Annotated in this window: 16 protein-coding genes and 1 pseudogene; 6 read left to right on the top strand and 11 right to left on the bottom strand. The window is 46.8% G+C overall.

Translation table 11 applies throughout. The annotated features are described in order from the left end of the window. Positions 1–12: 12 nt before the first annotated feature. Together cbiB and NXS07_RS00960 are read right to left on the bottom strand one after the other, a co-directional pair. On the bottom strand, positions 13–987 hold the full coding sequence (cbiB, locus tag NXS07_RS00965) for an adenosylcobinamide-phosphate synthase CbiB (protein ID WP_258086012.1): 975 nt from the start codon (positions 985–987) through the stop codon (positions 13–15). Next, positions 984–2,378, bottom strand: coding sequence for a cobyrinic acid a,c-diamide synthase CobB (locus tag NXS07_RS00960; RefSeq protein WP_258086011.1), 1,395 nt, complete (start codon positions 2,376–2,378; stop codon positions 984–986). The genes cbiB and NXS07_RS00960 overlap by 4 nt, the downstream gene beginning before the upstream one ends. A gap of 740 nt (positions 2,379–3,118) precedes the next feature. Between NXS07_RS00960 and cobA the strand changes: the two genes are divergently transcribed. From cobA to NXS07_RS00930, 6 genes and pseudogenes are all read left to right on the top strand, one after another. Then, positions 3,119–3,919, top strand: coding sequence for a uroporphyrinogen-III C-methyltransferase (cobA, locus tag NXS07_RS00955; RefSeq protein WP_258086010.1), 801 nt, complete (start codon positions 3,119–3,121; stop codon positions 3,917–3,919). Further along, entirely contained in the window at positions 3,919–4,992 is a 1,074-nt protein-coding gene (gene cobD / locus NXS07_RS00950; RefSeq protein WP_258086009.1) for a threonine-phosphate decarboxylase CobD, read from the top strand. The genes cobA and cobD overlap by 1 nt, the downstream gene beginning before the upstream one ends. After that, positions 4,985–5,845: a GHMP family kinase ATP-binding protein gene (locus NXS07_RS00945; protein WP_258086008.1), complete on the top strand. Its 861-nt coding sequence runs from the start codon at positions 4,985–4,987 to the stop codon at positions 5,843–5,845. The genes cobD and NXS07_RS00945 overlap by 8 nt, the downstream gene beginning before the upstream one ends. A gap of 8 nt (positions 5,846–5,853) precedes the next feature. After that, positions 5,854–6,048, top strand: a complete 195-nt coding sequence (locus NXS07_RS00940; protein ID WP_155271798.1) for a hypothetical protein — start codon at positions 5,854–5,856, stop codon at positions 6,046–6,048. Between the two features lie 355 nt (positions 6,049–6,403). Continuing rightward, on the top strand, positions 6,404–6,595 hold the full coding sequence (locus NXS07_RS00935) for a hypothetical protein (protein WP_038222162.1): 192 nt from the start codon (positions 6,404–6,406) through the stop codon (positions 6,593–6,595). A 257-nt stretch (positions 6,596–6,852) separates the two neighbouring features. Next, a pseudogene (locus NXS07_RS00930) lies at positions 6,853–7,186 on the top strand (tRNA-binding protein). On the opposite strand, the gene NXS07_RS00925 reads toward NXS07_RS00930, so the two are convergent. From NXS07_RS00925 to NXS07_RS00885, 9 genes are all read right to left on the bottom strand, one after another. Continuing rightward, positions 7,112–7,834 (bottom strand): hypothetical protein, encoded by a 723-nt coding sequence (locus NXS07_RS00925; RefSeq protein ID WP_258086007.1) that lies wholly within the window; start codon positions 7,832–7,834, stop codon positions 7,112–7,114. The pseudogene NXS07_RS00930 and the gene NXS07_RS00925 sit on opposite strands and share 75 nt — an antisense overlap. Positions 7,835–8,365: 531 nt before the next feature. Further along, the gene (locus tag NXS07_RS00920) at positions 8,366–8,782 is read right to left on the bottom strand and encodes an SUKH-3 domain-containing protein (RefSeq protein ID WP_258086006.1); all 417 of its coding nucleotides are present in this window, start codon (positions 8,780–8,782) and stop codon (positions 8,366–8,368) included. 1 nt (position 8,783) lies between these two features. After that, positions 8,784–13,643: an RHS repeat-associated core domain-containing protein gene (locus tag NXS07_RS00915; RefSeq protein WP_258086005.1), complete on the bottom strand. Its 4,860-nt coding sequence runs from the start codon at positions 13,641–13,643 to the stop codon at positions 8,784–8,786. A gap of 10 nt (positions 13,644–13,653) precedes the next feature. Beyond that, positions 13,654–14,010, bottom strand: coding sequence for a DUF4150 domain-containing protein (locus NXS07_RS00910; protein WP_258086004.1), 357 nt, complete (start codon positions 14,008–14,010; stop codon positions 13,654–13,656). Further along, on the bottom strand, positions 14,000–15,220 hold the full coding sequence (locus NXS07_RS00905) for a DUF2169 family type VI secretion system accessory protein (protein WP_258086003.1): 1,221 nt from the start codon (positions 15,218–15,220) through the stop codon (positions 14,000–14,002). Before NXS07_RS00905 ends, NXS07_RS00910 begins: the two co-directional genes overlap by 11 nt. Before the next feature lie 12 nt (positions 15,221–15,232). Further along, positions 15,233–17,122, bottom strand: coding sequence for a type VI secretion system tip protein TssI/VgrG (tssI, locus tag NXS07_RS00900; protein ID WP_258086002.1), 1,890 nt, complete (start codon positions 17,120–17,122; stop codon positions 15,233–15,235). Positions 17,123–17,133: 11 nt separating this feature from the next. Beyond that, complete coding sequence (locus NXS07_RS00895; protein WP_258086001.1) at positions 17,134–18,870, bottom strand: type VI secretion system baseplate subunit TssF; 1,737 nt, start codon at positions 18,868–18,870, stop codon at positions 17,134–17,136. Between the two features lie 630 nt (positions 18,871–19,500). After that, complete coding sequence (locus tag NXS07_RS00890) at positions 19,501–20,937, bottom strand: NAD(P)/FAD-dependent oxidoreductase (protein WP_038202074.1); 1,437 nt, start codon at positions 20,935–20,937, stop codon at positions 19,501–19,503. A gap of 361 nt (positions 20,938–21,298) precedes the next feature. Continuing rightward, entirely contained in the window at positions 21,299–22,258 is a 960-nt protein-coding gene (locus NXS07_RS00885) for a hypothetical protein (RefSeq protein ID WP_258086000.1), read from the bottom strand. Positions 22,259–22,352: the final 94 nt, after the last annotated feature.

Below are 22,352 nucleotides of genomic sequence, written 5' to 3'. Positions count from 1 at the left end.
TGTTTCCTCTTCTTATAACACTGCGTTGAATGGCGTTACGCTGACCAGGTTATGCAGCAGCGCAAACAGCAGGAGCGCCATCACCGATGCCACCCACATCATCTGCACGGACTGTGGGATATCTTCCGGTGTGACTTCACGCTGTGCGTCACCGATCCACGGTTTTTCAACCCGCTGATTAAAATAGACACTCGGCCCGCCAAGCCGGATACCCAATGCGCCTGCTACCGTGGCTTCCGGCCAGCCACTGTTGGGGCTGCGGTGTTGGTAACGGTCACGCCAGCCGACACGCAATGCCTGACGAAAATCCAACCCCTGCCACTTCGCAGCCAGCGCCAGTAAAAGCCAGCCCAAACGCGCAGGTATCCCGTTCGCTACATCGTCCATGCGAGCCGAGAACATGCCCAGCGCCCGATAACGGGGCGTCTTATAGCCCACCATCGAATCGAGGGTATTTACCGCCTTATAAGCCATCGCGAGTGGAGCGCCGCCAATCATCAGGAAGAACAACGGAGCAATCACGCCATCCACGCTGTTTTCTGCCACCGTTTCAATGGCAGCACGGCTGATTTGCGGCGGTTGTAACTGTGACGTCTCCCGTCCAACAATCTGAGCCAGTTGTTGACGGCTGGCCGCCAGATCGCCCTGTTTCAATGGCTGATAGACCGCATTGGCCGCATCACTCAGGCTACGTCCGGCCAGCAAGGTATAAATCAGCCAGACTTCCACCAGCATGCCGAACCAGAACGCCACACCATAAGCCAACCACAGAACCAGATAACTCATCAGCCAGACACTGCCCACCACCACCAGCCACAAGGCCACCCCGCCCCATTTCAAATCAGCTTCGGTTTTGCATCGCCGACGAATAATGCGCTCGGACTGGCTGATCAGCCGGCCTATCCAGCGCACCGGATGCGGCCAATGAGGGGGATCGCCCAGTTTCATATCGAGAATAAACGCCGCAAACCAAAGTAAAACGGTCATGATTGCCCCCTTGCCATCTGCTCGCGGGCGATCGTCAGCCAGCGATGGAGCAAATCAGGACGTTGGGCAAAATGAACATGCAGATACCCCGCCAGCGTATTGCCGTTTTGATATCCGCCAAACCAGCTTTTCTGCGCCATGCCGCTACGCTGTTTGGTACAGTGGAATACCGGCGTCTGGGCGGACGTGAAATCAGAATAATGGAATTCATGCCCACGCAAGGTTTCCCCCTTCGCCACCAAAAGCGTGTCGCAGATCGCCGTCGCCTCGCAGTAACCAAAGCGTTTCAGACTCTTTCCCATCTGGCTTTCACCGGCAATCAAACCCACCATAGGGTGGCGAACGCCCTGTACATCGGTCAGGGCTTCACCGAGATACATCAGGCCGCCACATTCCGCATAAATGGCAATGCCTTTTCGTTGCGCCTGACGCAATGCCTCATGCATAGCGTGATTAGCCGCCAGTGACTGGGCATACATTTCAGGATATCCCCCGCCCAGATAGATCATCTGACACTCCGGCAACTGGCTATCGTGCAACGGGCTGAAACGTTTGATGGTCACACCCGCGTGTTCCAGCAACAGCAGGTTGTCGGAATAATAAAAATGAAAGGCTTCATCTTCCGCCAGTGCCAGTGTCAACCCCTGACCGCTAGCCGGATCGACAAGGGAAGCGATATCGCCTTGCGGTAATGTCGGTAATGGAGTCAACGCCAGTAGCTTGTCCAGATCGACCGTCGTTTCTATCTGGTGCGCCAGGTTCTGCCACTGTTCATCATGTTGGTTATTCCGCTCTTGGGCCGGGATCAGCCCAAGATGACGGGAAGGCAGTGCGATATCCGGCATGACGGGAATATGCCCCAAGACGGGCAGGCCGCAATAGTCTTCAATCGCCTGTTTCAACAACTGAAAATGGCTATCATGGTTCACCCGGTTGATCAGCACACCCGCAATATTGACGGAAGGATCAAAGTGCTGAAACCCCATCACTGTGGCAGCAATGGACGTAGAAACCGCCTTGCCATCCACCACTAAAATCACCGGACAGCCAAGCTGCTTTGCCAACGCCGCGCTACTACAGTAATCAGGGTCTGAACCATAGCCATCATATAGCCCCATGACGCCTTCAATAACGGCAACATCCTTATCGGCTACAGCCTGATTAAACAGGCCATTCAGAATAGGGACAGGCAGCATAAAAGCATCCAGATTGCGGGAAGCCACCCCTGTCACCGCACGATGCCAGCCGCCATCCAGATAATCAGGCCCCGCCTTGAATGGCTGAACCCGTAGCTGGCGGCACATGAGTGCTCGCATGATCCCCAGTGTGACGGTGGTTTTGCCACATCCGCTGCCTGTACCTGCAATGACAAAAGCATATTTCTGCCGCATAGGATTTCCCCAGACTATTTACTTCAAACTATTTACCCTGAACCATTTAGCTAAAACTATTCCCTGCCATTAGAACTGGAATATCCGATCTCTCTCATTGATATTTATCAAATAAAACAGATTCAACCTATTTTAAATAATCAAATACACGCATAACCTTAATAATAGGAAAATAAATTTATTTCATTATTATATTAATAAAACACCCGACAGAGTCTTAAAACAACCGTTTGTTAATCACACAAAGAATACATTAACACTATCATTACAAACTGGGGTTTTATATTAAAATAACGGAGAGTCATTAATCAATTTTCAAAATACACAGTTTTCCTATTTATAAAAATACACATGATGACTTTTGTGATCTTGTTCATACTTATTGAATTTTAAACACTATTTTTATTCATAGATAAATAAAAATAATTATAGAAAAACAAATATACCGACAAAAAAATAAACATAACAGATTGAATAATATTTATTTTTTATATGAAAACAATAAAACAAACTAAAATACAGATCATTAATATGACAAAAAACTTTCATACAGAAAAATATTTTCTGGTAATTATTATATGAATCAAAAGAATCCATTATTTTTAAATAAACGAATATTGACCTAAATCAAATTCATTTTATTCACACTCACGTAATAATGCGTTAAATTAAAAATCATTCATACCACCCGCGTTCCCCTATACGCTTCTATATAAGAAGGAAAATATAAAGGGAGTTCTATGAATAAAGGCAAAGTATGGCTAATCGGAGCAGGCCCGGGCGAAGCAGCGTTAATTACTGTTAAAGGGCTGCATTACATTCAATCTGCGGATGTCATTGTGCATGATCGTCTCGTCAATCCTGAGTTGATTGCACAGTCACCAGAACACTGCGACATCATTAATGTTGGCAAAGAGCGCAATCACCACCCGATCCCGCAGGAAGAAATTAACCAGATTCTGGTTAAACACGCTCTGGCCGGGAAACAAATCGTGCGCCTGAAAGGCGGCGATCCTTATGTATTTGGACGCGGGGGCGAAGAAGCAGAAACGCTGGCACAACAGGGCATCGAATTTGAAATTATTCCGGGTATCAGTTCCGCCATTGGCGGGCTGGCTTATGCCGGCATTCCCGTTACCCACCGCGATTATGCATCCAGCTTCCATGTGGTGACCGGCCACCTTTCCCAAGGTAACGAGCCACAGAACTGGCGCGCATTGGCGCAATTGGGTGGCACACTGATTATTCTGATGGGTATGAGCCGTCTGGCTGAAATCTGCCAGCAACTGATGCAATTCGGCAAACCTCCCGCTACGCCCGCAGCGGTAATTATGTATGCCAGCCAGCCCAGACAGGAGATGACCATCGGCACACTGGCAACACTGGCCGCAGAAGTTGAACACCACCAACTGCATGCGCCCGCATTGATTGTGATTGGTAATGTCGTCCGGTTAACTGAAATACTCGCCTTTACCTCCACCCCCATTGCGCTCAGTTCAACCGCAGTCATGATGAACCCTCTCACCCGGCAGGTGACATAATGAGTGAACACGGCGGCAATATCATCGAAGTTGCCCAACAGTTCGGCATTCCAGCCAACGAACTCATCGATTTCAGCGCCAATATCAACCCGTTGGGCGCCCCGGAACGGGTGAAGGCGCTGATTAAAGATAACCTTGCCTGCATCGAAAAATACCCCGACATAGAGTATCGCCATTTGCATCAGGCGCTGGCTGACGCCCATCAGTGCGATACCACTTCTGTGATAGCAGGCAACGGAGCAACAGAACTGATCTACGCCGTTGTCCGTTACCTCAACCCGAAACGCGCCCTGCTCCTCACCCCCGGATTCGCTGAATACCGCCGAGCTTTGCAGCACGTTGGGGCTGAGATCATCGCGTATCCATTAACAGAAGACGCAGGATTTCAACCCGATCTACGCCTGCTGGATACACTGACAATGACCCAACCCGATTGTGTCTTTATTGCTACGCCCAATAACCCAACCGGTTTAATGCCAGACAGCCGGTTTCTGCAATCGTTGGTGCAACATTGTGAAGAGCACCGCATAGCGCTGATTGTTGATGAGGCCTTTATTGATTTTCTGCCCGATAACCGGAGTCTGATCCCACACATTGCCGCCACCCGCCACCTTTATGTGCTGCGTTCACTGACAAAATTCTTCGCCATTCCGGGGTTGCGACTAGGCTATCTGGTCAGCGGGGATAGTGCAGGGGTGGCGTGGATGAAAAACCAGCGCGAACCGTGGTCTATTAATGCCCTTGCGGCGCGGGTGGGTGAAGTCTTGTTGGATGATCAGGCTTATATCACCGCCACCCATCAATGGCTAAAATCACAACAGCATTATCTTTGGACGCACCTCTCCTCCTTCCCTACACTCACCGTCTGGCCACCTTCCGCTAATTTCCTGTTCTTTCGCTGTCATCAGCCCAGTCTTGATTTATGGCACACACTGCTTGAACATCGGCTGCTGATCCGCCATTGCAAAAACTATGTCGGCTTGGACGAGAGTTACTATCGGATCGCCGTACGCAGCGAATGGGAAAACCGACGCCTGATCGCCGCCATACAGCACGTTTTCGCACATGGCTGAAGCCTACTGCCCGGCTTCCTGCGGAGAACTGCTGCAAGGGTGGCTATTCGGCGGAGAAAAATTGATCTCCTGCCCTATTAATTGGTTCAGTTGTGTCGCGGTCAGCGAAGGCCATGCCTCTGCTGATGAACGACCACGTATGCGCCAGATGGTGGAATTGCTGCTGGAACATTGGAATGAACCTGCTGAATTATCGGCCTGCCTGCGCATCGAATATCAATCGACGATCCCAATAGCCAAAGGCATGGCCAGCAGTACCGCAGATATTGCCGCCACTGCACACGCCACGGCCAAATTACTGGGTAAATCGCTGAACAGCACCACCCTCGCGCAACTCTGCGTCAAGCTCGAACCGACTGACAGCACGGTGTTTGCACCATTAACGTTATTCGATCACCTGACCGCCCAAACTCAGATCCCCTTCGCCTGGCAGCCGGATGTCGATATTTTGCTGTTGGAAAGTCGGCAAACTGTTTTGACAGAAGAGTACCATCGGCGGGATCGCCATCAACTCTTGCTGGAAAGTACGCCGCTGCTCCAACAAGCATGGCGGCAATTTCGTATAGCGAATAAATATCATGACCACTATCGTCTAGGGGAAGCCTGCACCCTGAGCGCCATCGCGAGCCAGCCAATACTGCCTAAGCCCCGGTTTTATCAATTATTGGATTTAGTCGAACGAAGTGGAATTTATGGCCTGAACGTCGCCCATAGCGGCAGTGTCATTGGCTTGCTATGCAACAGCCATCAGCACGATATGGATAACCTGCGCTGGCAGTTAGGCCAGAAACCCATTTCTGACTACTACCCACAGATACACCCTGTCAAAATGATTGCAGGTGGAGTTTGTTAGCAGAATTCATGAATGAAAGCGAAAATCACACGAATTTTATGCCTATTCTTGGTGATCTGACCGACAAACGTAGCCTGATTACCGAAGAGGATCATATTGCTGAACACAAGCTCATCACAAGCCAACCCGCTGATATGGGATATACCAACGCCAGACCGAAATGGGTTGAAATAAACCCGTTTCGGGTAGAAATGAATATGTAAGCAATTATTATATTCAACATGAGAACTTCATACATAACAAATTGATATTACAACTAATAAATTTTATTACACCAAATGGATACATGGAGACTATGCTGATTAGTTACCGAGTCTTCCCCTTACCGGAACGAAGCGACCATACACGATTTGCGGCAATACAACCAACAAGCCCGCAAACATTGCTTACTGGGGCTACATTAATGCCCTCACTTTATCAGGGTAAAGATAAATAAAGATGATATTCCGGCTGATAAAGCTCCCGTCAAAAATATCAATGGAATATAGATTGATTCAGGAAAAAAATATTTTTCAGTATTCCCATTTGAACTAGGAAATTAAGTAAGGTACATAATTTATGAATATAACATGTAATCACTGCCAAAAACCTGTTGAAGAAATGAACTTAAAACAAGCTAAAATTATTCAATCGGCTGAGTTTATTGAAAAAATTGTTGATGTAGTCTTAGCTTGCCCACATTGCAGCCAGGAATACAGTGTATTTGTACCTACATGGGATTTACAGCCGCTAGAAACCGCCTGTATGTAAAAAGCGTCAAACCGTTACCCAGCCAATCATTGAGAGGAACTGACCACTCTCCTGACTGAATAAAATAAGTACACATAATACGCAACAGCAACCACAACAATGCCTGCTGAATACGGCGGGCATTGTTGTTTTAATCACAAACGCACCAGCTCATCATTGCGATCAGCATTCCATAAATCAGAAGCTATTTTGCCCTGAACATTTTTTCGCATTATGCTTATGTTAAATAATATTATTTGAACAGCCCGTCATACATTATGGAAAATATACATCTCGAACCTGCCACCTTTGACGCCTTTATGTCGCTCGATATTCGTGTAGGCAAAATCATCAAAGCAAAAAAAAAACGAAAAAGCCATTAAGCCAGCCTATAAACTTTATATCGATTTTGGCAGTGATATTGGTGAAAAACAGAGCTCCGCCCAGATATGCCAAAACTACACAGAAGAACAATTAATCGGCAAACAAGTGTTAGCAGTTGTCAACTTCCCACCAAGAAGAGTGGCAGGCTTTAAGTCAGAAGTCCTCGTTCTGGCCGCCGTCTGTGACGATCAAGGTCGTCGTCGTGGTAGTAAAGACCTCCGGCGATAACAGGGCATTCCAAGCCGGCTCGTCATTTCCCTGCCAATCTGCATTGACATCATCTTTCAGTAGCTGGCGGCTGACAGACTGGGGAACATTCGTCAGGGAAATACTGTTTGTCAGATTTAAACCCGCAGTATCGTAGTGTCGGGTATAAGTCCCCGCCAAATTCTGGGCTTGCTCTGACGGGCTATTACCCGCCCAGACGAAACGCTCGGTTATCCGAGATGCGCCCTCTTCCGACTGTTCGGTGATACTGAGCAGGCGCCCCGGCAAGGTGCTGTCTTCATACTGCCAAGTCCGAATAACATTGGTTGTATTCACATTCAGCACCGGACGATTAGCAATATCATCCAGCGAGACGTTGCTACCTGCATCCACACTATCGGTACGAAGCACTTCTCCCGTCAATGCGTGAAAATAGGCGAAATTGGGTTTAACGGTCGCGTCTGTCTGCTGTAACTCAAACAGACGTGGGTCAATACTCTGAATCCGTTGCCCAAGGGCGTTGAACTGATGGCGGGTGATACGCTTATCGGTGGTTTGCGGCGTATTCGGATGACGGTGGTAATGGATGTCTCGAACCATCTGACCGAGATTATCCAATACCATTACCGTCGGTGTTTTCGTGTATAACGTGTAATCTGGGTGACTCATAACTGTTTCTCCTCAAGAGGCTGTGTGGGATATAGGTTCGGCTTGGGGGGAAATTCTGTAAGAACTGACATTGTTTTCATCCTTAATGTCATAATGGGGGTAATATTGGTCGCTTTATGATACGGTATATTTAAGAAAAAACGTTGTTAACTGTTACAGAATGCGAAGAATAAATTATGTTACAAATATCTAATTAATATGCTCCTAGTAAATTTTATTATTGCTGATGAAATTTTCATTTTTAATATTTATTTACATAATGCAGATTTATTTTTATAATAATAAACATTTTTAATATAGAATATTTTGCCAATTATTAGTTTTTATTAATATATATTCAATCAGTAAAACAGATGGAATGAATCATATAAATAACCCACCTATAAGATATAAAATATAATTTTCAAATATTATCAATCTAGCGATAATAGTATTTTATTTGAAACAGATAATAACTAAATGGCTTGACTGATCTAAATTTAACACACGAAAATATATAAAAAAGAAATTCATTAATTCCGCAAATGTCCATTATTGGATAAAAGACATTCCACCACTTAATATGTCATTTCCATATTGAAATAATGAATCATCAAATGCACCGTATATTTTACCATCACTTCCTAACATTAATGTAATATATCCATTACAACACTCACCAAAAGGAATTAATTTACATGAAGTTCTATCTTCATATTCCTCAACCCAATCCATAGGAATTAATTTTGAAGCTTCTATAGGATCTGTATGGAATTTTTCAGGTTTAGCTTCATTGTCTTTATATGCTGAATGATATCCTTTAATTCCGCCATAATTAGTTACAAACTCTAAATATAAAGAAAATATATTATATCCTTCATTCAGTAGAAAGTTGGCACAATTAGCCATATCAAGCTTTTCTTGATAAACCTCACCATATTTACTTGCTAATTCGATTAATTTATTCATATTACCCACTCCTTACATTGGCACCAATAGAACTAGGAATACCTAATTTACTATTACCATAACCACCAACTGTTACTCGGCAGTTTTCACACATAGCAAAAGGCTCATGTGATAAATCAGTAGTTTTCACCGTATAAACATTTAGATTTTCTATCTTTGCTCCATCCAATAAAGCATTATTAAGACATTGAAATTCAGCACAATTACGAATATCCCAGAACTTCAGAGATTTATTTTGCATATGATCTATTCTTCCCTGTAAATGTGGATGAATATTTTGAGGAAATTCACTACTGTTTTTACCAGCACCACTATAACCCCGATAGTGTTTTCCGTTCAAAATATCCACTGCTACTGATGTAGCTCTTGGCTTACTTGGCAATCTATATCTCCACCTGTCCCTGGCTTCTTGGTCAGCATATCCAGATAAATATCTATCCGTGAATCTATCGTGTTCAGTCCGAGAGTTAGAACTTTCTCCTTTACAGGAGTCCATTAATCCCAGTGGATCAATAAAATTCACAGAATTATACACGTACCCATACGGATTCAACCCACCTTGTAGCCCTATCGGGTCCGGCGTCAGATATTGCCCTGTATCACGATCATAATAGCGAAAGCGATTATAATATAACCCGCTTTCCTCATCCTCATACTGCCCTGCAAAGCGCAAATTACAGCTAACATAATAATCTTCATCATTCGCCGCCAGTAGCGGCATCCTCTCGGCCTTACCCCAAGTGGTCAGCCGACTTGCCCATACCAGCTTACCGGCTTCGCTCAGTATTTCCCGGGGCGTCCCCTGATGGTCACTGACGATATAATGTAACTTGCCCTTTTCATAACGAGCCGAAGGCGTAAAGGCACCCGGCGCATACAACCAACGAATGCTGTGATCATGGGCAAGCGAACCATCTGCATACAGTGGGGTTTCCTCAACTAACTGGTTGCCGCTCCACAGGTAGTCATACCCCGTAATGGTATCCGGCTTCGCGGTCAAATCCGGCTTGCCGTCCAGCCAGCGTTGCAGGTTGACCGCGGTCAGTTTGCCATCATGAACTTTCAGCTTACGGATACGCCGCCCAAAGACATCATAACGATAGTGCCAGCGTGAGCCGTCTGGTGTTTCGCAATGGGTCAGTTGATTTTGAGTATCCCAGCGGTAACGCCATACCTGTGGCCGGAAACCATCATGGTGCTCAGTCTTTTCCACCTGCCGGCCATTGTCATCGTAACGGTAAGAAACATTACCTCGTTTAACGACCCGTCCCGCCTGCTGGCGCTGTTCAATCTGCTCAACCGCGCCCCGTGCGTCCACCGGCAAGTGTTGGTTCAGGTTGCCGTTGGCATCATAACCAAACTGTTCTTCATAGGGCAAACGGCCATTGAAGGTTGCGCTGACTATCTGGTCATTCTGGTTGTAGCGGTAACGGGTTTGCCCCCAGATACCGTCATCAATCACTCTGACGCTGTAGGCGCGATCATATTGCCAGCTACGGTTAACCGCGGTGGCCTGCGGCGGGAAGTGCGGGTCATTTTGTGCCAAGGTTTCGCGAAACAGCGCCGTGGCACGTCCTGCGGATTGGTGTGCCAACAACCCCGTGGCAGTATAACGACTGGCAAGAATGAAACCGTCCGCGCTTTCCCGCACAGTTTCCCGCCCCAGAGCATCATGGCTCAGAGTCAGTGGCGTATGCTGGTTAAACTGAAAGTGGTTCAGCCCTCCCATCACGGAGTAACCAAAGTGCAGAGCATGCTCACCAATGGTCTCGGTAGTGATTTGCCCTGTCAGGCTATTCCACTCACGGGTGATTTCCCGCCCATTGGTGCGCTCACACACGGGCAAACCAACCGCATCATATTCATATTCCACAACCGCATCGTCATTGACGGCGCGAGTAAGCTGATGGCGAGCGTTGTACTCATAGGTGGTGGAGGCTTTCAGTTCAGACCTGTCCCCATCCTGATACCAGGTTTCCTGTCGGGTCAACAAACCCGATGAGGAGTAATGCCAGCGTAGCAGATGATTATCAGGATAATGTGCCTGAATACGACGCCCCAGCTCATCATACTGATAGTCGATAGTGCGGCCGGTAAAATCGATTTCACGGATAATCTGACCGGCGACATCCCGCTCATAGCGGTAAGTTTCCCCTGTAGACGCAGTGACAGAACAAAAACGGGTGAGACGATCATAACCAAAGTACAATGTCGTCCCATCGGGACGGGTAACGTGGGTAAGCAGGTCAAAAGCGCCATAACTATAGCGAGTAATGCGGCCTTCTCCGTCGGTGACAGCCGCAATCCGTCGCTCGCTGTCATATTCCATATGCTGGGTGACGCCATCCGGCAGTTCAACTTCGGTCACACTGCCATTCAGGCTAGCATGGACGTTACTGTAGCGATAACGACTTTCCTGCTTCAGTGCATTGGTAATACGGCGCAGACGCCCCAGTTCATCTAACTCCAAACCCGTCGTTTGGCCATCAGGCGTCATAATTGCGGCAAGTCGCTGATGCTCATCATAGGCATAATGCCATTGCCGGCCATCCGGTAGCAGATGTTGCCGCAGTTCCCCATGAATGCCGTACTGATATTCTTCTTTGTGCCCTTGCGGGTTGGTGACAGCAGTCAGATTACCTTGCTGATCATGATGGAAACGCCAGATATCCCCCGTGGGTAAAATCGCTTCGATAAGTTGACCATGTTCATCATAGTCATAATAAAAAGCGTCCCCCGTTGGTAATACAATTTCAGTTAATGCACCGTCATTGTTGTAATCAAAAGTGGTATAACCTCCCAGTGGATCAATTTCCCAAACCTTCTGGTTGTAACGCCATTGCGTACGGATTTCACGCCCTAACGGATCAACCTCGCGGATCACCTGATTATTCTGGTTGTAATAGGAAAGGGTTTTTCCGCCTTCAGCATCAAGATAAGTGGTAACGCGAGCCTCATCGTCATAGATAAAACGATCGTCCCAATAACCTGCGGAAGAATGGGTGGAAATTACCCGTCCACGTTCATCATAGTGAATATAAAAATCGGTCTTATCCGTATCATGCCAGCGGGTCATAAACCCTTGTGCGGTGTATTCATGCCAGAGATGGTTTTGCTGAAAGGCATCACATTCTGCCAGATAACCGTGCTGGTCATAATGGCAGGTGACCAGACACTGTTGTATCTGCTGAAAGTGGTAATCTACTGTCTGGAGCTGATTATCTTGATAGTGAAGCGTTAATCGGAAACCGTCATTGCGTACAACTTCCATCAGCTGATGCTGGTCGTTATAGATAAACTGAATATGATTCTGATGGCGATCCGTGATGGCAGACAACCGACGCCTGTTACCCACAATATGGTTAAAATGGAATGTTTTCTGGATCTGTTTATTAACCAGACACAGTTCACCATCAAGCTCTCCTGTCAGTAAACAATGAAGGAGATGACGATTACGTGCCAATACCTGTTTTTCCGGTGTTGAGAAATCATAAACCTGCCCATCAGCATCGGTAAAATGGACTTTTTCATCGTCCAGTACTAGTTGACGTGACCAATCATCAGCCCATTTTCGCCCTAATAATCCACTCAGACAGGCGGCAGAGCGATAGGTTCGGGTTAGGGTGATTGGTAACAAGCCGGGGATGGTAATGATTGAGAATGTTTGTAAGTAATCGCCAGAGGTGATATCGACAGGTTCGCCTTTTCCACAACTACCACCTTCACACTTAGAAGAATCATTCTTGCCCGAATCATCTGGAGGATCTTTTTTGGTTTTCTTTGGTTTCTTGGAACTAATAAGCGGCTCTTTTTCCGTTCTTGCAGATCGGATACCTATCTGCTCTGTTTGGGTTAATTTTTTTGCTCCAGTTACAGTCCTGACGCCGGACAATCCTTTTTCTGTTTCGAGAACTTTAGTTATTACTCCTTCTCCTTTTACTACTTTTGAGAGAAAAGTTACTGACTCAGCACCTACTTTCATTACTGTTTTTACTTCACCGGGGCCAATAAAGAACATGGCAATATTACCTATTAAAGCTCCACCTTGCTGAGCCGGGTTACTTAGCTCCATATGTAAAGCCCCTAAAGCTCCTTGAACTGTATCTCCATACCCCTGACCAAAATTAAAAACCGCAGCACCTGCGTTTTTTGCTCCAATAAGTGAAAGCGTCTTCCCCAGTGCTTTCATTTCCATTTCAGGAATTTTCTCTATAATTTGTGCCAGATCGACTACAGTATTAAAAAAATCCTTTCCCCCCCCTTTTATTGCTTCGACAGGGTGCTTGACTGCTTCAATAAGATTATATCCTTGTTCATTAACCCAATGACCAACAAGACTAGGAGCTTTATCCACAACCCATCGAGAAGCATCAGAACCTTTATTCACAAGCCAATAAGCATCATCAGCAGCGTTATCTATAAGCCGATGAGCTAAATCTTTCCCCCTAAAATCAGGCGCTTTATCCAAAAGCCAATGAGCTTCTTCAGCAGATTCACTCACTAACTGATGAGCAACAGTAGAACCTTTATTTATACCCCAATGAAAACCATCAGAAATTTTCTTTTTACCCCAATGAAAACCATCAGAAAATTTATCTCCAAAACGCTGACTAAAATTTTTATGCTCAGGCACTGTACCGTCGGTATCTTTGTTTATATCTCCATGCTCTTTATAGTCAGACTTTTCGTTTTCATTCTCTCTGCCCAGTTTTTCAGAAAAATCAGCTACCTTTCTCTTCTTTCTCTTAACCACTGGATTGGACTCCTGTGGCGATTTATTGGCTTGTGGAGCCTGCCCCACAATAACGCCCACCGTATTCCCTGTGCCTGTTGGGCTATCACTTCTTGCGCCTTTTGCCATATTTCCACCCTTATGCCCCATTCATCCAGAACTTATCTGCATGGCGCAATGTCAATTTACCGCCCGCCCGCACCGTTTGAGTATGTTCTTTCGGGTGACACTTCCCCCCCACCGTGCCACTTTTAATCCCTGTAGCCGTACCCGCTTCATCCCCCAATGTCTGTGGGACGAAACTTTGCCCAAATACCACCACTGGCTGCCCGTTTGCCCGTACCGATGTGACTGGTGCAGAGGAATCTTCCAGTTTGGCGATAACAGGATAAGGAACTGGAGGAGTGGCCGGTCCCATCGGGGTTTTACAGACATCAGGAACCAGACTGATAATCAGCCATTGGGTATCTTTACGGGCAATATAGTTATCCGCCATGATTCTGCTCCGGTTGGGGTGCAAATGTGATTAAGGGGGCTTTGGGATTTATTTCAAACCGCGCTTCTGTGACTCTGATGAGTAAGTCAATGCTGAAATGCAGACGAAAAGTCAGTTCCAGTGTCATTGCATCGGTATCAATAATCAGGGTATCGAGGTTCATCAGAACCGGAAGAAGATCACCATCCTCCATACGGAACAGGATAAAAGGACGATGTCCCGGCAGTTCGGTTTGTAAGGAGCCATCCGGTGTCAGATTAGTCAGTTGCAGTGTGATATCGGTGGACGGCCAGTCAATCTGTTGATCTTGTGGTGCACCATTCCAGTAACCGAAGTCAAAATCCTGTGGCAGGTACGGATGGCGCTCGTCCAGCCACGTCTGGTCATAAGTGCCGGCCAGCGTTCGCCGTGGCAGCCACGCCCGCCCGATAACGCCCATCCCTTGTGGCTGGCAGACGGGTTCAGTCGTCGGTAAATGACCGGACAGCATCGCGGCGAAGTGCTGCGCCGTGATGGGCGCATCCGGCCGGGTAATACGCGGTGCTGCATAGCGCGGTAGATCTTTGGCCTGTGCATACCAGGGCAAGATAAAACCTGAACCGATAGGGTTGTATTCCAAAACCGCATGAGCAATCGGTGCCTGTTCACCATCAGGATGCTGGCTGCGCTGTTCAGGGGAGAGTTTATCGTCTTCCGTCAAAGCATTGGCAACTTCATCATCATCCGCCTCAATCCGGCATTCCCCACCAAAAGCGTAACGATAATCAAGGGGCAGACGGTCAAAAGGTTTGGGTTCGGAGAGTTGCCATTGCCCGTTATCCGTGCGGAAAAATTCCCGCTCACCGGAAATCTCCAGTGTCTTATCAAGCAGAGTGTCACCGTTGGCATCGGTCAGTAGCAGACGCACAGGAAAAGCCGGACACGGCTTACCTTCTGGTGCATAGGCGGTGCCATTGACAATCACGTCACATTTCGGCTTAAACGGTGCCAGATCACTTTCCTGCAACACCTGCGAGATATTCAGCGCCCCCCGATACTGATCCTGTACACACAAGGACATCACGGGGAGCAGTTCGGCCAGGTATTCGCCCTTTCCCGCCGACAGCAACTGGTAGCCCACTTTCATGGCAACCACATGGTATTCTTTATCTTCCGTGTCCAGCATCCGGTAGTTCATAACCGAAAAGGGGGTGAGGTTTCTGAATTCCATCGCCTTGTCTCCTTAGTTCAAGTCAATGTCTTTGCCACGGATTTGCACAGGGCCGCTGGCATCAAACAGGAACGCTTTCCCTTTGATGGTAATTTTGCCGTCTTTGTCCATACGCAATGTGCTGTTACCGCATTTCAGTTCGATCACCTTGCCGGCCGAGATAGTCAGTGTTTGCCCCACGGAGACGGTTTTTTGCGTGCCGACCGTTTCGGTCTGGCTCATGGAAACTGAGGTATTCATATTGGCGCCGACGGAAATGGTATAAGACTGTCCCACCGTCAATGTCTTGGCGAGTCCGACGACTTCGGTGCTGGTATGCTGTACCACTTCCTGCTTATTTTTTTTCACTATAACGGCCTGATTCCCATCAATCGTTTCCGTATGATTCCCCTGCACTTGTGTCGTCCGGTTATTCAGCACCTTGGTGTTCATGTCTTTTTGGGCATGGATAAACACTTCTTCGCTGCCTTTCGCATCCTCAAACCGCAGTTCATTAAATCCTTCCCCTTTATGGGTACGCGTCTTGAAGGTGGTACGGGTTTTCTGTGCGGGTAAATCAAGGGGGGGACGGTTCAGGCCGTTGTAGTTACACCCCGTCACGATGGGACGGTCAATGTCGCCATTCAGGTAAGAGACAATCACTTCCTGACCGATACGCGGTATCGCCATAAAACCGAAGCCATTGCCGTTCCAGCCCTGTGCCACACGTACCCAGCAGGAGGAGCCGTCCCCCGGTGTATCATGGCGATTCCAGTGGAAGTGCACCTTGATAGCGCCGTGCTCGTTGACAAAAATCTCTTCGCCCGGCGGCCCCACTACCGTTGCCAATTCATCCCCGTCGGCCAGCGGTTTGTAACGGTACGGCGGACGCCAGTCGTCTTTCCCCGGAATAAAGGTGACGTTATTGGTCAGCGTAGTGCCTTCACCCGCAAGACCTGCCGCCTGTGGCTGGGAACCATAGTGATTCACGGTCACCACCTGCCAGCGGTCATTCATGGTCGCAATGGGATGGGATTTGAGGATAAAGATTTTGCCGGGACGCAACTGAATACAGTTGGTTTGAGCCGAACCCAACTTACTTTCGCTGTTCAGTTGGTTAAGCCTCACCTCGCCCAGCGGCTTACCTTCTTTGCTCCCTGGGAAACGGCCGTAACTTTCAAACACCGCATGACGCCCGCCCTGCGGTAACGTGGCCTGTGTCTGCAACGGTTGGGAAGGCCGCAGGTAGTTGTAGTCTTTGTGAATATACTCATCCGGACAGAGGTATTCTGCGTACTGCCACTGCCAGGCGGTGGTATCTTTATCATCGGTACTGGGCTGGACGTTGTAAGTCAGATTAAGATCCGCCGTCATCCCCAAATGGGAATCACTGAAAAACAGTTGTTCCTCCTCAAACCAGAAAACAACCCCCTCTTCCGCTGCCAGCCGGCACCAGAAGTCATAGGCAGATTCGCGCTTCTGGGTGGTGTATTCCCGAACGGGGTGGTGATCACTATCGTCATAAAACTTGCTGTCCGATTTGACACGATGTTCTTTCAGCAGTTTTTTAAGTATGTCCGGTACGGACTCCCGCTGAAACAGGCGGCTGTCCTGATGAAGGCTCATCCGCCACATCTCCGGCCGGACAGTAAACGTGTAGTAAGTCTGCCGCCCGTCAGTATTGCCCTGCGCGGCACCCGCTACGATCCCTTTGACCGTGCGATCCACCTTGCCATTGCGGGTGACGGTCAGAGAAGCATAAGTGCCCAACTGATCATTGAGTACCACACTGTTAAGCGGGCTGACCACGGTCAGAGACAAGTGGTAAAGCTGTGACAGCCCTTCCTGTAAACTGAAACTCACTACCTGAAAAGTCGTGGCCGGTAACGCACCTATCTGGCAAGTAAACACTAATCCATCCATTTTGCAGCTCCTCACATAATTGGGCGATACCCTTGAAGCGGACAAGGCGCTAAAAGCCAGCGGATATCGGAAGTATTCCCGATGACGGTCATTCGCATACGCATATCTTCGGTAAGACAGAACGGCAAAAACTGGTACAAGGCATTGGCAAACCGGAACAGTTCGCCCTGATGGGTATAAGCCGATTCATCCAGTGTCAGTTCGACATGGATACAGCGGTAAGGCACGCCACGGATCAGCCAGTCACCGGGCGTGGATTGAATCGCTAAAATGCCCGCAGTTAACCGCTGGATATCGCGATGGGCATGACGGTCAAGATCCGCATAAAAATCGTAATCCCATAACAATTGTTTGAGAGCCGATACCGAGTTCAGCCAGAAACCGTTGGCGGCATGGTGTGACAGCAACCCCCAATAGCGTGAAGAGTCGGTAACCGGCGGATAGCTGGGCGCGGTGGGCGTGAGATTGTTGACTTGCAGGCCATCAGGAATATCCTCACTCGCGTGGCAGATATCACCCACGGCCAATGTCGGCAGCCCTGTATCGAATGCCACAAAATGGCAGGTAAATTCCTGCTCCGGCGGCTGTTCCATCGGCCGGGCATGGCTGTCGTAAAACATGAGTGCATACTCCAGATGCCCCAACGCATCACGGGTAATATCCAGCGCATAGAACCAGACTTCTTCATCGGCATTACGGAAGAAATGCGTGAATTGGCTCATCGGATAAAACTGACATCGCTTGCCGCGCTCTTTACCGGGTTCATCTTTTAACCGGAGGTCAGTCATATGCAAGAGCCCCTGTCCGGGTGGCAAAGGCAGGGGATAACGAGCGGTATCGGGCGCAAAGGACTGTGTCACCTGCGATCGGCGTTCAAGGTTCACGACGGGGACACAATGGAGCTGAAAAGCATCAGCCAGTTGCGCCTCAGACAAAGGCAGGGCGTCATAGAGTTTCAGCGTCACGCTGAACTGCCGGCTTTCCGTCATGGATAACCGGCTGCGCATCACCGTAGGCAAGGATAATGTCAGGAAATGATGAACATGGGGCAGATAGAGCGATTCCATCAGCATTTGCGGCGCCCAGTTACCCGCGACAGCGATCGGCGGTGATAAGATCAGCCGGGAAGTGCCTGATAGCGGTTCAAACCAGAAAGGCTCGACCGGATAAGTCAACCCGTCATGGTGCAGTTCTGCGCGCTGCAAGAGGCGGCACAGGGACAGCATCAAGGTATCCGCCACTGCCTCATCAGGGCTGAGAAACAGACTAAGCGGGCGGATAGGCCAGTGATCATCCTTGCCAATATATTGAAACGTGAGGGTGATCAGGGTGGTTTCTGCCTGATAAGTGATATCCCGCGCCAGCAATATCAGCGGTTCAATAGGGCAGTCTCGGCTTGTGACAAATGTTGCCCCGGTACCTGATGAAACTTCGGAGCCCCTCGGCAGGGTGTAGGAAAAATCAAACCCTTCCCGCCTGTCGAACTGAACGACGCTGGTAGCGGGAATGCCCTTGATAGATTGCGCGGTTAATCGTTGCAGCAGAGGCAGGGTCATTTCCGGAAATGTATCATCCACTTTCTGATGCAAGCGAGCCATTAAAGCAGCAAAGCCTTGATTCAGTCTTTCAATATCCGGATCATTTCCATTAAAGTGATCTGCCAGATGGGGCTTTTCCTCACCGACCAGTTTTTCGAGTTGCCGCAGATAATCCAATTCCCAGTGATAATAAAACTGAAAAGCCTCCATACCTGCCTCCTTCAAAGGGCTATGCTGAGTGGAATATTATTTTCATTTTGAAATATATAATTATTTATGTATTTTTACATTGCAGATTAATAATAAGACAGTGTGTTAATCATAGTCTGTTTTATTTTAAGTAAGAAAAATTAAATGAAAACGACAGCGTCAATAAAATAAATAACACTCACTTCTACAAAAAAGAAAATAGCATTATAATTATTTTCAATAACAAAATTACACAATAATATCACTCGATAAAACATTCTTTATTAACATTCAGTTAACAATAATTAATGCAAAACAAATAATATTAAATTCATTATATTTATGAGGATAATTCTAAAATACTCTCACACTGATTCGTTATTTAGAACCTATCCATTAGGTGCAATAATTGCCGTCAGTTTGAACACGACCTACGCGCATCCACCGAAGCGTACACGTCGCATGTGAGGATCTTGAGTATAGCTCAGGTTAAAATGACAAATAAAATAACCTTAATAGGATAGGATTTTAAAATAAGATGGCAGAGAGGTATGCGGCCAATATTGCGATGCATCTTTATTATTCCCTGATAAAGATGCTCGCAGCGCATTTAGGAGGATATTTTTCATGTCCCAGATGATTTCCGGCGACTTATTTCTTCCAACAGCGGTAGTAATCACGTAGCCGCTTTGTTATCTGCTCATCCTTGCAAGAGAATGCAACCAAATCCGGGGGAGGCGTATAGATATCATCAATAGATTCAACTTGTGTACCATAACTATTGAGTAAAGATTCATAGATTAATTCATCCCACCCTGGTTTAAGATTCCAGATAAATTCATAACCCATCGCTACCGTTTGCTTTGCCGCTTCCGAAATAGTCATATCTCGACTCAGCCCCACTAAAGGCCGACGAATAGGTGTAAAATCCGCCAAATCAATCTCCAGATTAGGTAGCCCCATGAGTGCATTCGCAACATAATCCGCTAAAAGTGGGGATTGATGCAGGCCATCCCGGTATGTACCCGTGACAAGCCACAGCCCGTCTATACCACACGGCCCAATCAATGGAAAACCATCCGCAGAGATGGGTCTGTTACCCACCTGAATGGCAAGGATCTCTGATTCAAACAAATCAACATTTAACTGGTTGTAGGCGCACTCCAGAAGGAACTGTATGGTAGCAACTGTCGCATGTGTACGAGGCTGGTTGGACAAAAGGTTAGTCGCGCCGACGTAGAGAACACCATCACTACGCGGAACACAATGTAGCCCACAAGCAAATGCCCGATTAGGCGTACGAATAACGGATGTCGGTAACTCATCGGGATTTTTAACTTTGAGTAAAACAGACACGCCATAACCGGCAAAGAGCGGTGGAATTTTCTGCACGATAGAAGTCTGGTCTGATAATATATCGAGGGATTGCACACCTGCCGCAATAATCACTTTATTTGCGGTAAAACGTACTCCATCGACAGTTTCAACGCCCACTATGATTCCATTTTCTGTGAGAACGCGTTTAACATTGTTATCGACGATTTCTCCGCCTTCCCGGAGCAATGCAGCATCCAACATTTCAAGCAATAGATGGGAATTAAGGGCATGTTCTTCTGGAATATAAAGCCCTTTAAGCGAACGCGCCAAATCGTTAGGTTTCATTCCCTTAATCGATCGCGGCTCAACAACTTCATAAGGCTCATTATATTCACGAAGAACACTCTCTATAGCATCATAATTAACACTATCAACAACCTCCATTCCAGCGGTATTAAGAATGACATGAGTCCCTTTTGCGGTAAACAGAGGGCGGGTATCTCCCGAAGATGCGGCCAAACGCTGCGCCCATGTTGACCAGCGATCCTTCGCGATACGGTCCATTTTGAGTTTCAGTTTTCCATAATCGCTCGCAATAAGCCCACTGGTCACTTCACCAAAACAACCATTCATTGCCCCTGCGGCTCTCGATGCCGCATTGCTACGATCAAGACACCCCAACCTGCATACTTTCAATTGGCGACCAGCAAGTTCATAAGCAATTGAACCTGCAATGGCGCCAGATCCTACAACAATCACATCATAGTTCATCGGTTCTATCCTCTTCACATTGCGCGTTGATAGATAAACACCCCTAAAAATCTCTAGGGACAGATTAGAGATGATTTTCTGACAGCTAAGTTATGGAAAATGCTTCCGTTATGTGCTTATTCTGGCTTTAACGAGATCAGGTTAGATTTGTTTATGATAGTGACTATATCAGGTGTATTTAATCTAACAGAGGGTTTTAAGATTAGTCAACCGCAATATAACGCTTACCGAATAGACATAAATATCCATAAGTGTTTATGTGGTGTTTAGCTTTGATCTGATATTTTGAAAGCACAAAAAAAAGCGCTCTGAGGCGCTTTTTTTTGTGACTTGCAGATTTTGATAAAAATCTACCGTTCGATCACTGTGTTACCGAATACCTTGGCAACATAGTTGCTTTTATGACATAGCGATGTGATATGCCAAATCTTTTGTCATCTTCGTAAGCACTTCCCTTAGGGATAAAATGTAATGAATCGATGTGTATCCTGTTATACAGGGGGAATGTTACTTCTCCTTCAGCAGCGTAAAGCCCTTCTGACACACCAGCATGTCCTTTTTCTAAAGAAAAATGCCACATGATTGTTTTCTGATTTACATAACTCATCATTGGATCTTTAGCAGTGGACATCACAGTAGGACTGGCAATTTCCTGATTGACTGGCTCACTGTAAGTCTGATTCATACCATTTGTTTTTTGGATAAATTCAGATAGCCATGGATAACTTTTAATAACCGCCTCAGTATCCCCTCGGAAAGTTTCTTTTACATTGGCTTTTGTATAGGTATCCCATTCACTGTCCATTCTTGTTAGGGTTTGTTTTACATCATTAAATTTATCTTCTGAAATATTTCTGGCTGGTGGTTTCATCTCTGTGCCTACTTTTTTCCATTCGGAGACAAAATTCCCAATATCCGATTCGAGGGTATTACTGTAATGTTTAATCCCCATGTTCTGTAGAGTAATAGTAAAAGAAGAATAATAGGGATATTCTCCCCCTTGCTGTTTATATAATGCAGGATCTTCTTTTATCCTCCATTTTTTCGTTGCTCCAGTCGCGCTTTTTGATGTACTGGCTGACAGCATTGGTGGTGGTGGCATTCCGGCTCCCAAGGGAGGAGGAGGGATTGGTATGCTGGATTTTAGCATTGGCGGAGGTGGTACAGGCTGTTTATCGACAAGCAGCCAGTCATCAGTATCACCAAGCACTTCCGAATTATCATGATAAGAAGATGCGTTTTTTGAATTAACATCTTTATTATTAAGGTATGTAGCATATGGCATATAAGATCCTGCTGTTTTCTCTACTGCAATGGTCATAACTCATTCCGTTTAGTTATTTCTGATGATTGACCAGATCGCAAAAATCGGACTGAGTTACCTTCAAATGAACGATTATCTTGAGAATTTATTT

The organism is Xenorhabdus bovienii, assembly GCF_024721015.1.
GTDB classification, from domain to species: domain Bacteria; phylum Pseudomonadota; class Gammaproteobacteria; order Enterobacterales; family Enterobacteriaceae; genus Xenorhabdus; species Xenorhabdus bovienii.
This window is presented reverse-complemented; position numbering and strand designations above follow the sequence as displayed.

Coding starts and splice junctions, on each gene's coding strand:
- NXS07_RS00885 (WP_258086000.1), bottom strand. CDS start 22,258: ATGACCATTGCAGTAGAGAAAACAGCAGGATCTTATATGCCATATGCT.
- NXS07_RS00890 (WP_038202074.1), bottom strand. CDS start 20,937: ATGAACTATGATGTGATTGTTGTAGGATCTGGCGCCATTGCAGGTTCA.
- NXS07_RS00920 (WP_258086006.1), bottom strand. CDS start 8,782: ATGAATAAATTAATCGAATTAGCAAGTAAATATGGTGAGGTTTATCAA.
- NXS07_RS00905 (WP_258086003.1), bottom strand. CDS start 15,220: ATGGAATTCAGAAACCTCACCCCCTTTTCGGTTATGAACTACCGGATG.
- tssI (WP_258086002.1), bottom strand. CDS start 17,122: ATGGATGGATTAGTGTTTACTTGCCAGATAGGTGCGTTACCGGCCACG.
- NXS07_RS00945 (WP_258086008.1), top strand. CDS start 4,985: ATGGCTGAAGCCTACTGCCCGGCTTCCTGCGGAGAACTGCTGCAAGGG.
- cobD (WP_258086009.1), top strand. CDS start 3,919: ATGAGTGAACACGGCGGCAATATCATCGAAGTTGCCCAACAGTTCGGC.
- NXS07_RS00910 (WP_258086004.1), bottom strand. CDS start 14,010: ATGGCGGATAACTATATTGCCCGTAAAGATACCCAATGGCTGATTATC.
- NXS07_RS00915 (WP_258086005.1), bottom strand. CDS start 13,643: ATGGCAAAAGGCGCAAGAAGTGATAGCCCAACAGGCACAGGGAATACG.
- NXS07_RS00960 (WP_258086011.1), bottom strand. CDS start 2,378: ATGCGGCAGAAATATGCTTTTGTCATTGCAGGTACAGGCAGCGGATGT.
- cbiB (WP_258086012.1), bottom strand. CDS start 987: ATGACCGTTTTACTTTGGTTTGCGGCGTTTATTCTCGATATGAAACTG.
- NXS07_RS00895 (WP_258086001.1), bottom strand. CDS start 18,870: ATGGAGGCTTTTCAGTTTTATTATCACTGGGAATTGGATTATCTGCGG.
- NXS07_RS00940 (WP_155271798.1), top strand. CDS start 5,854: ATGAATGAAAGCGAAAATCACACGAATTTTATGCCTATTCTTGGTGAT.
- NXS07_RS00925 (WP_258086007.1), bottom strand. CDS start 7,834: ATGAGTCACCCAGATTACACGTTATACACGAAAACACCGACGGTAATG.
- cobA (WP_258086010.1), top strand. CDS start 3,119: ATGAATAAAGGCAAAGTATGGCTAATCGGAGCAGGCCCGGGCGAAGCA.
- NXS07_RS00935 (WP_038222162.1), top strand. CDS start 6,404: ATGAATATAACATGTAATCACTGCCAAAAACCTGTTGAAGAAATGAAC.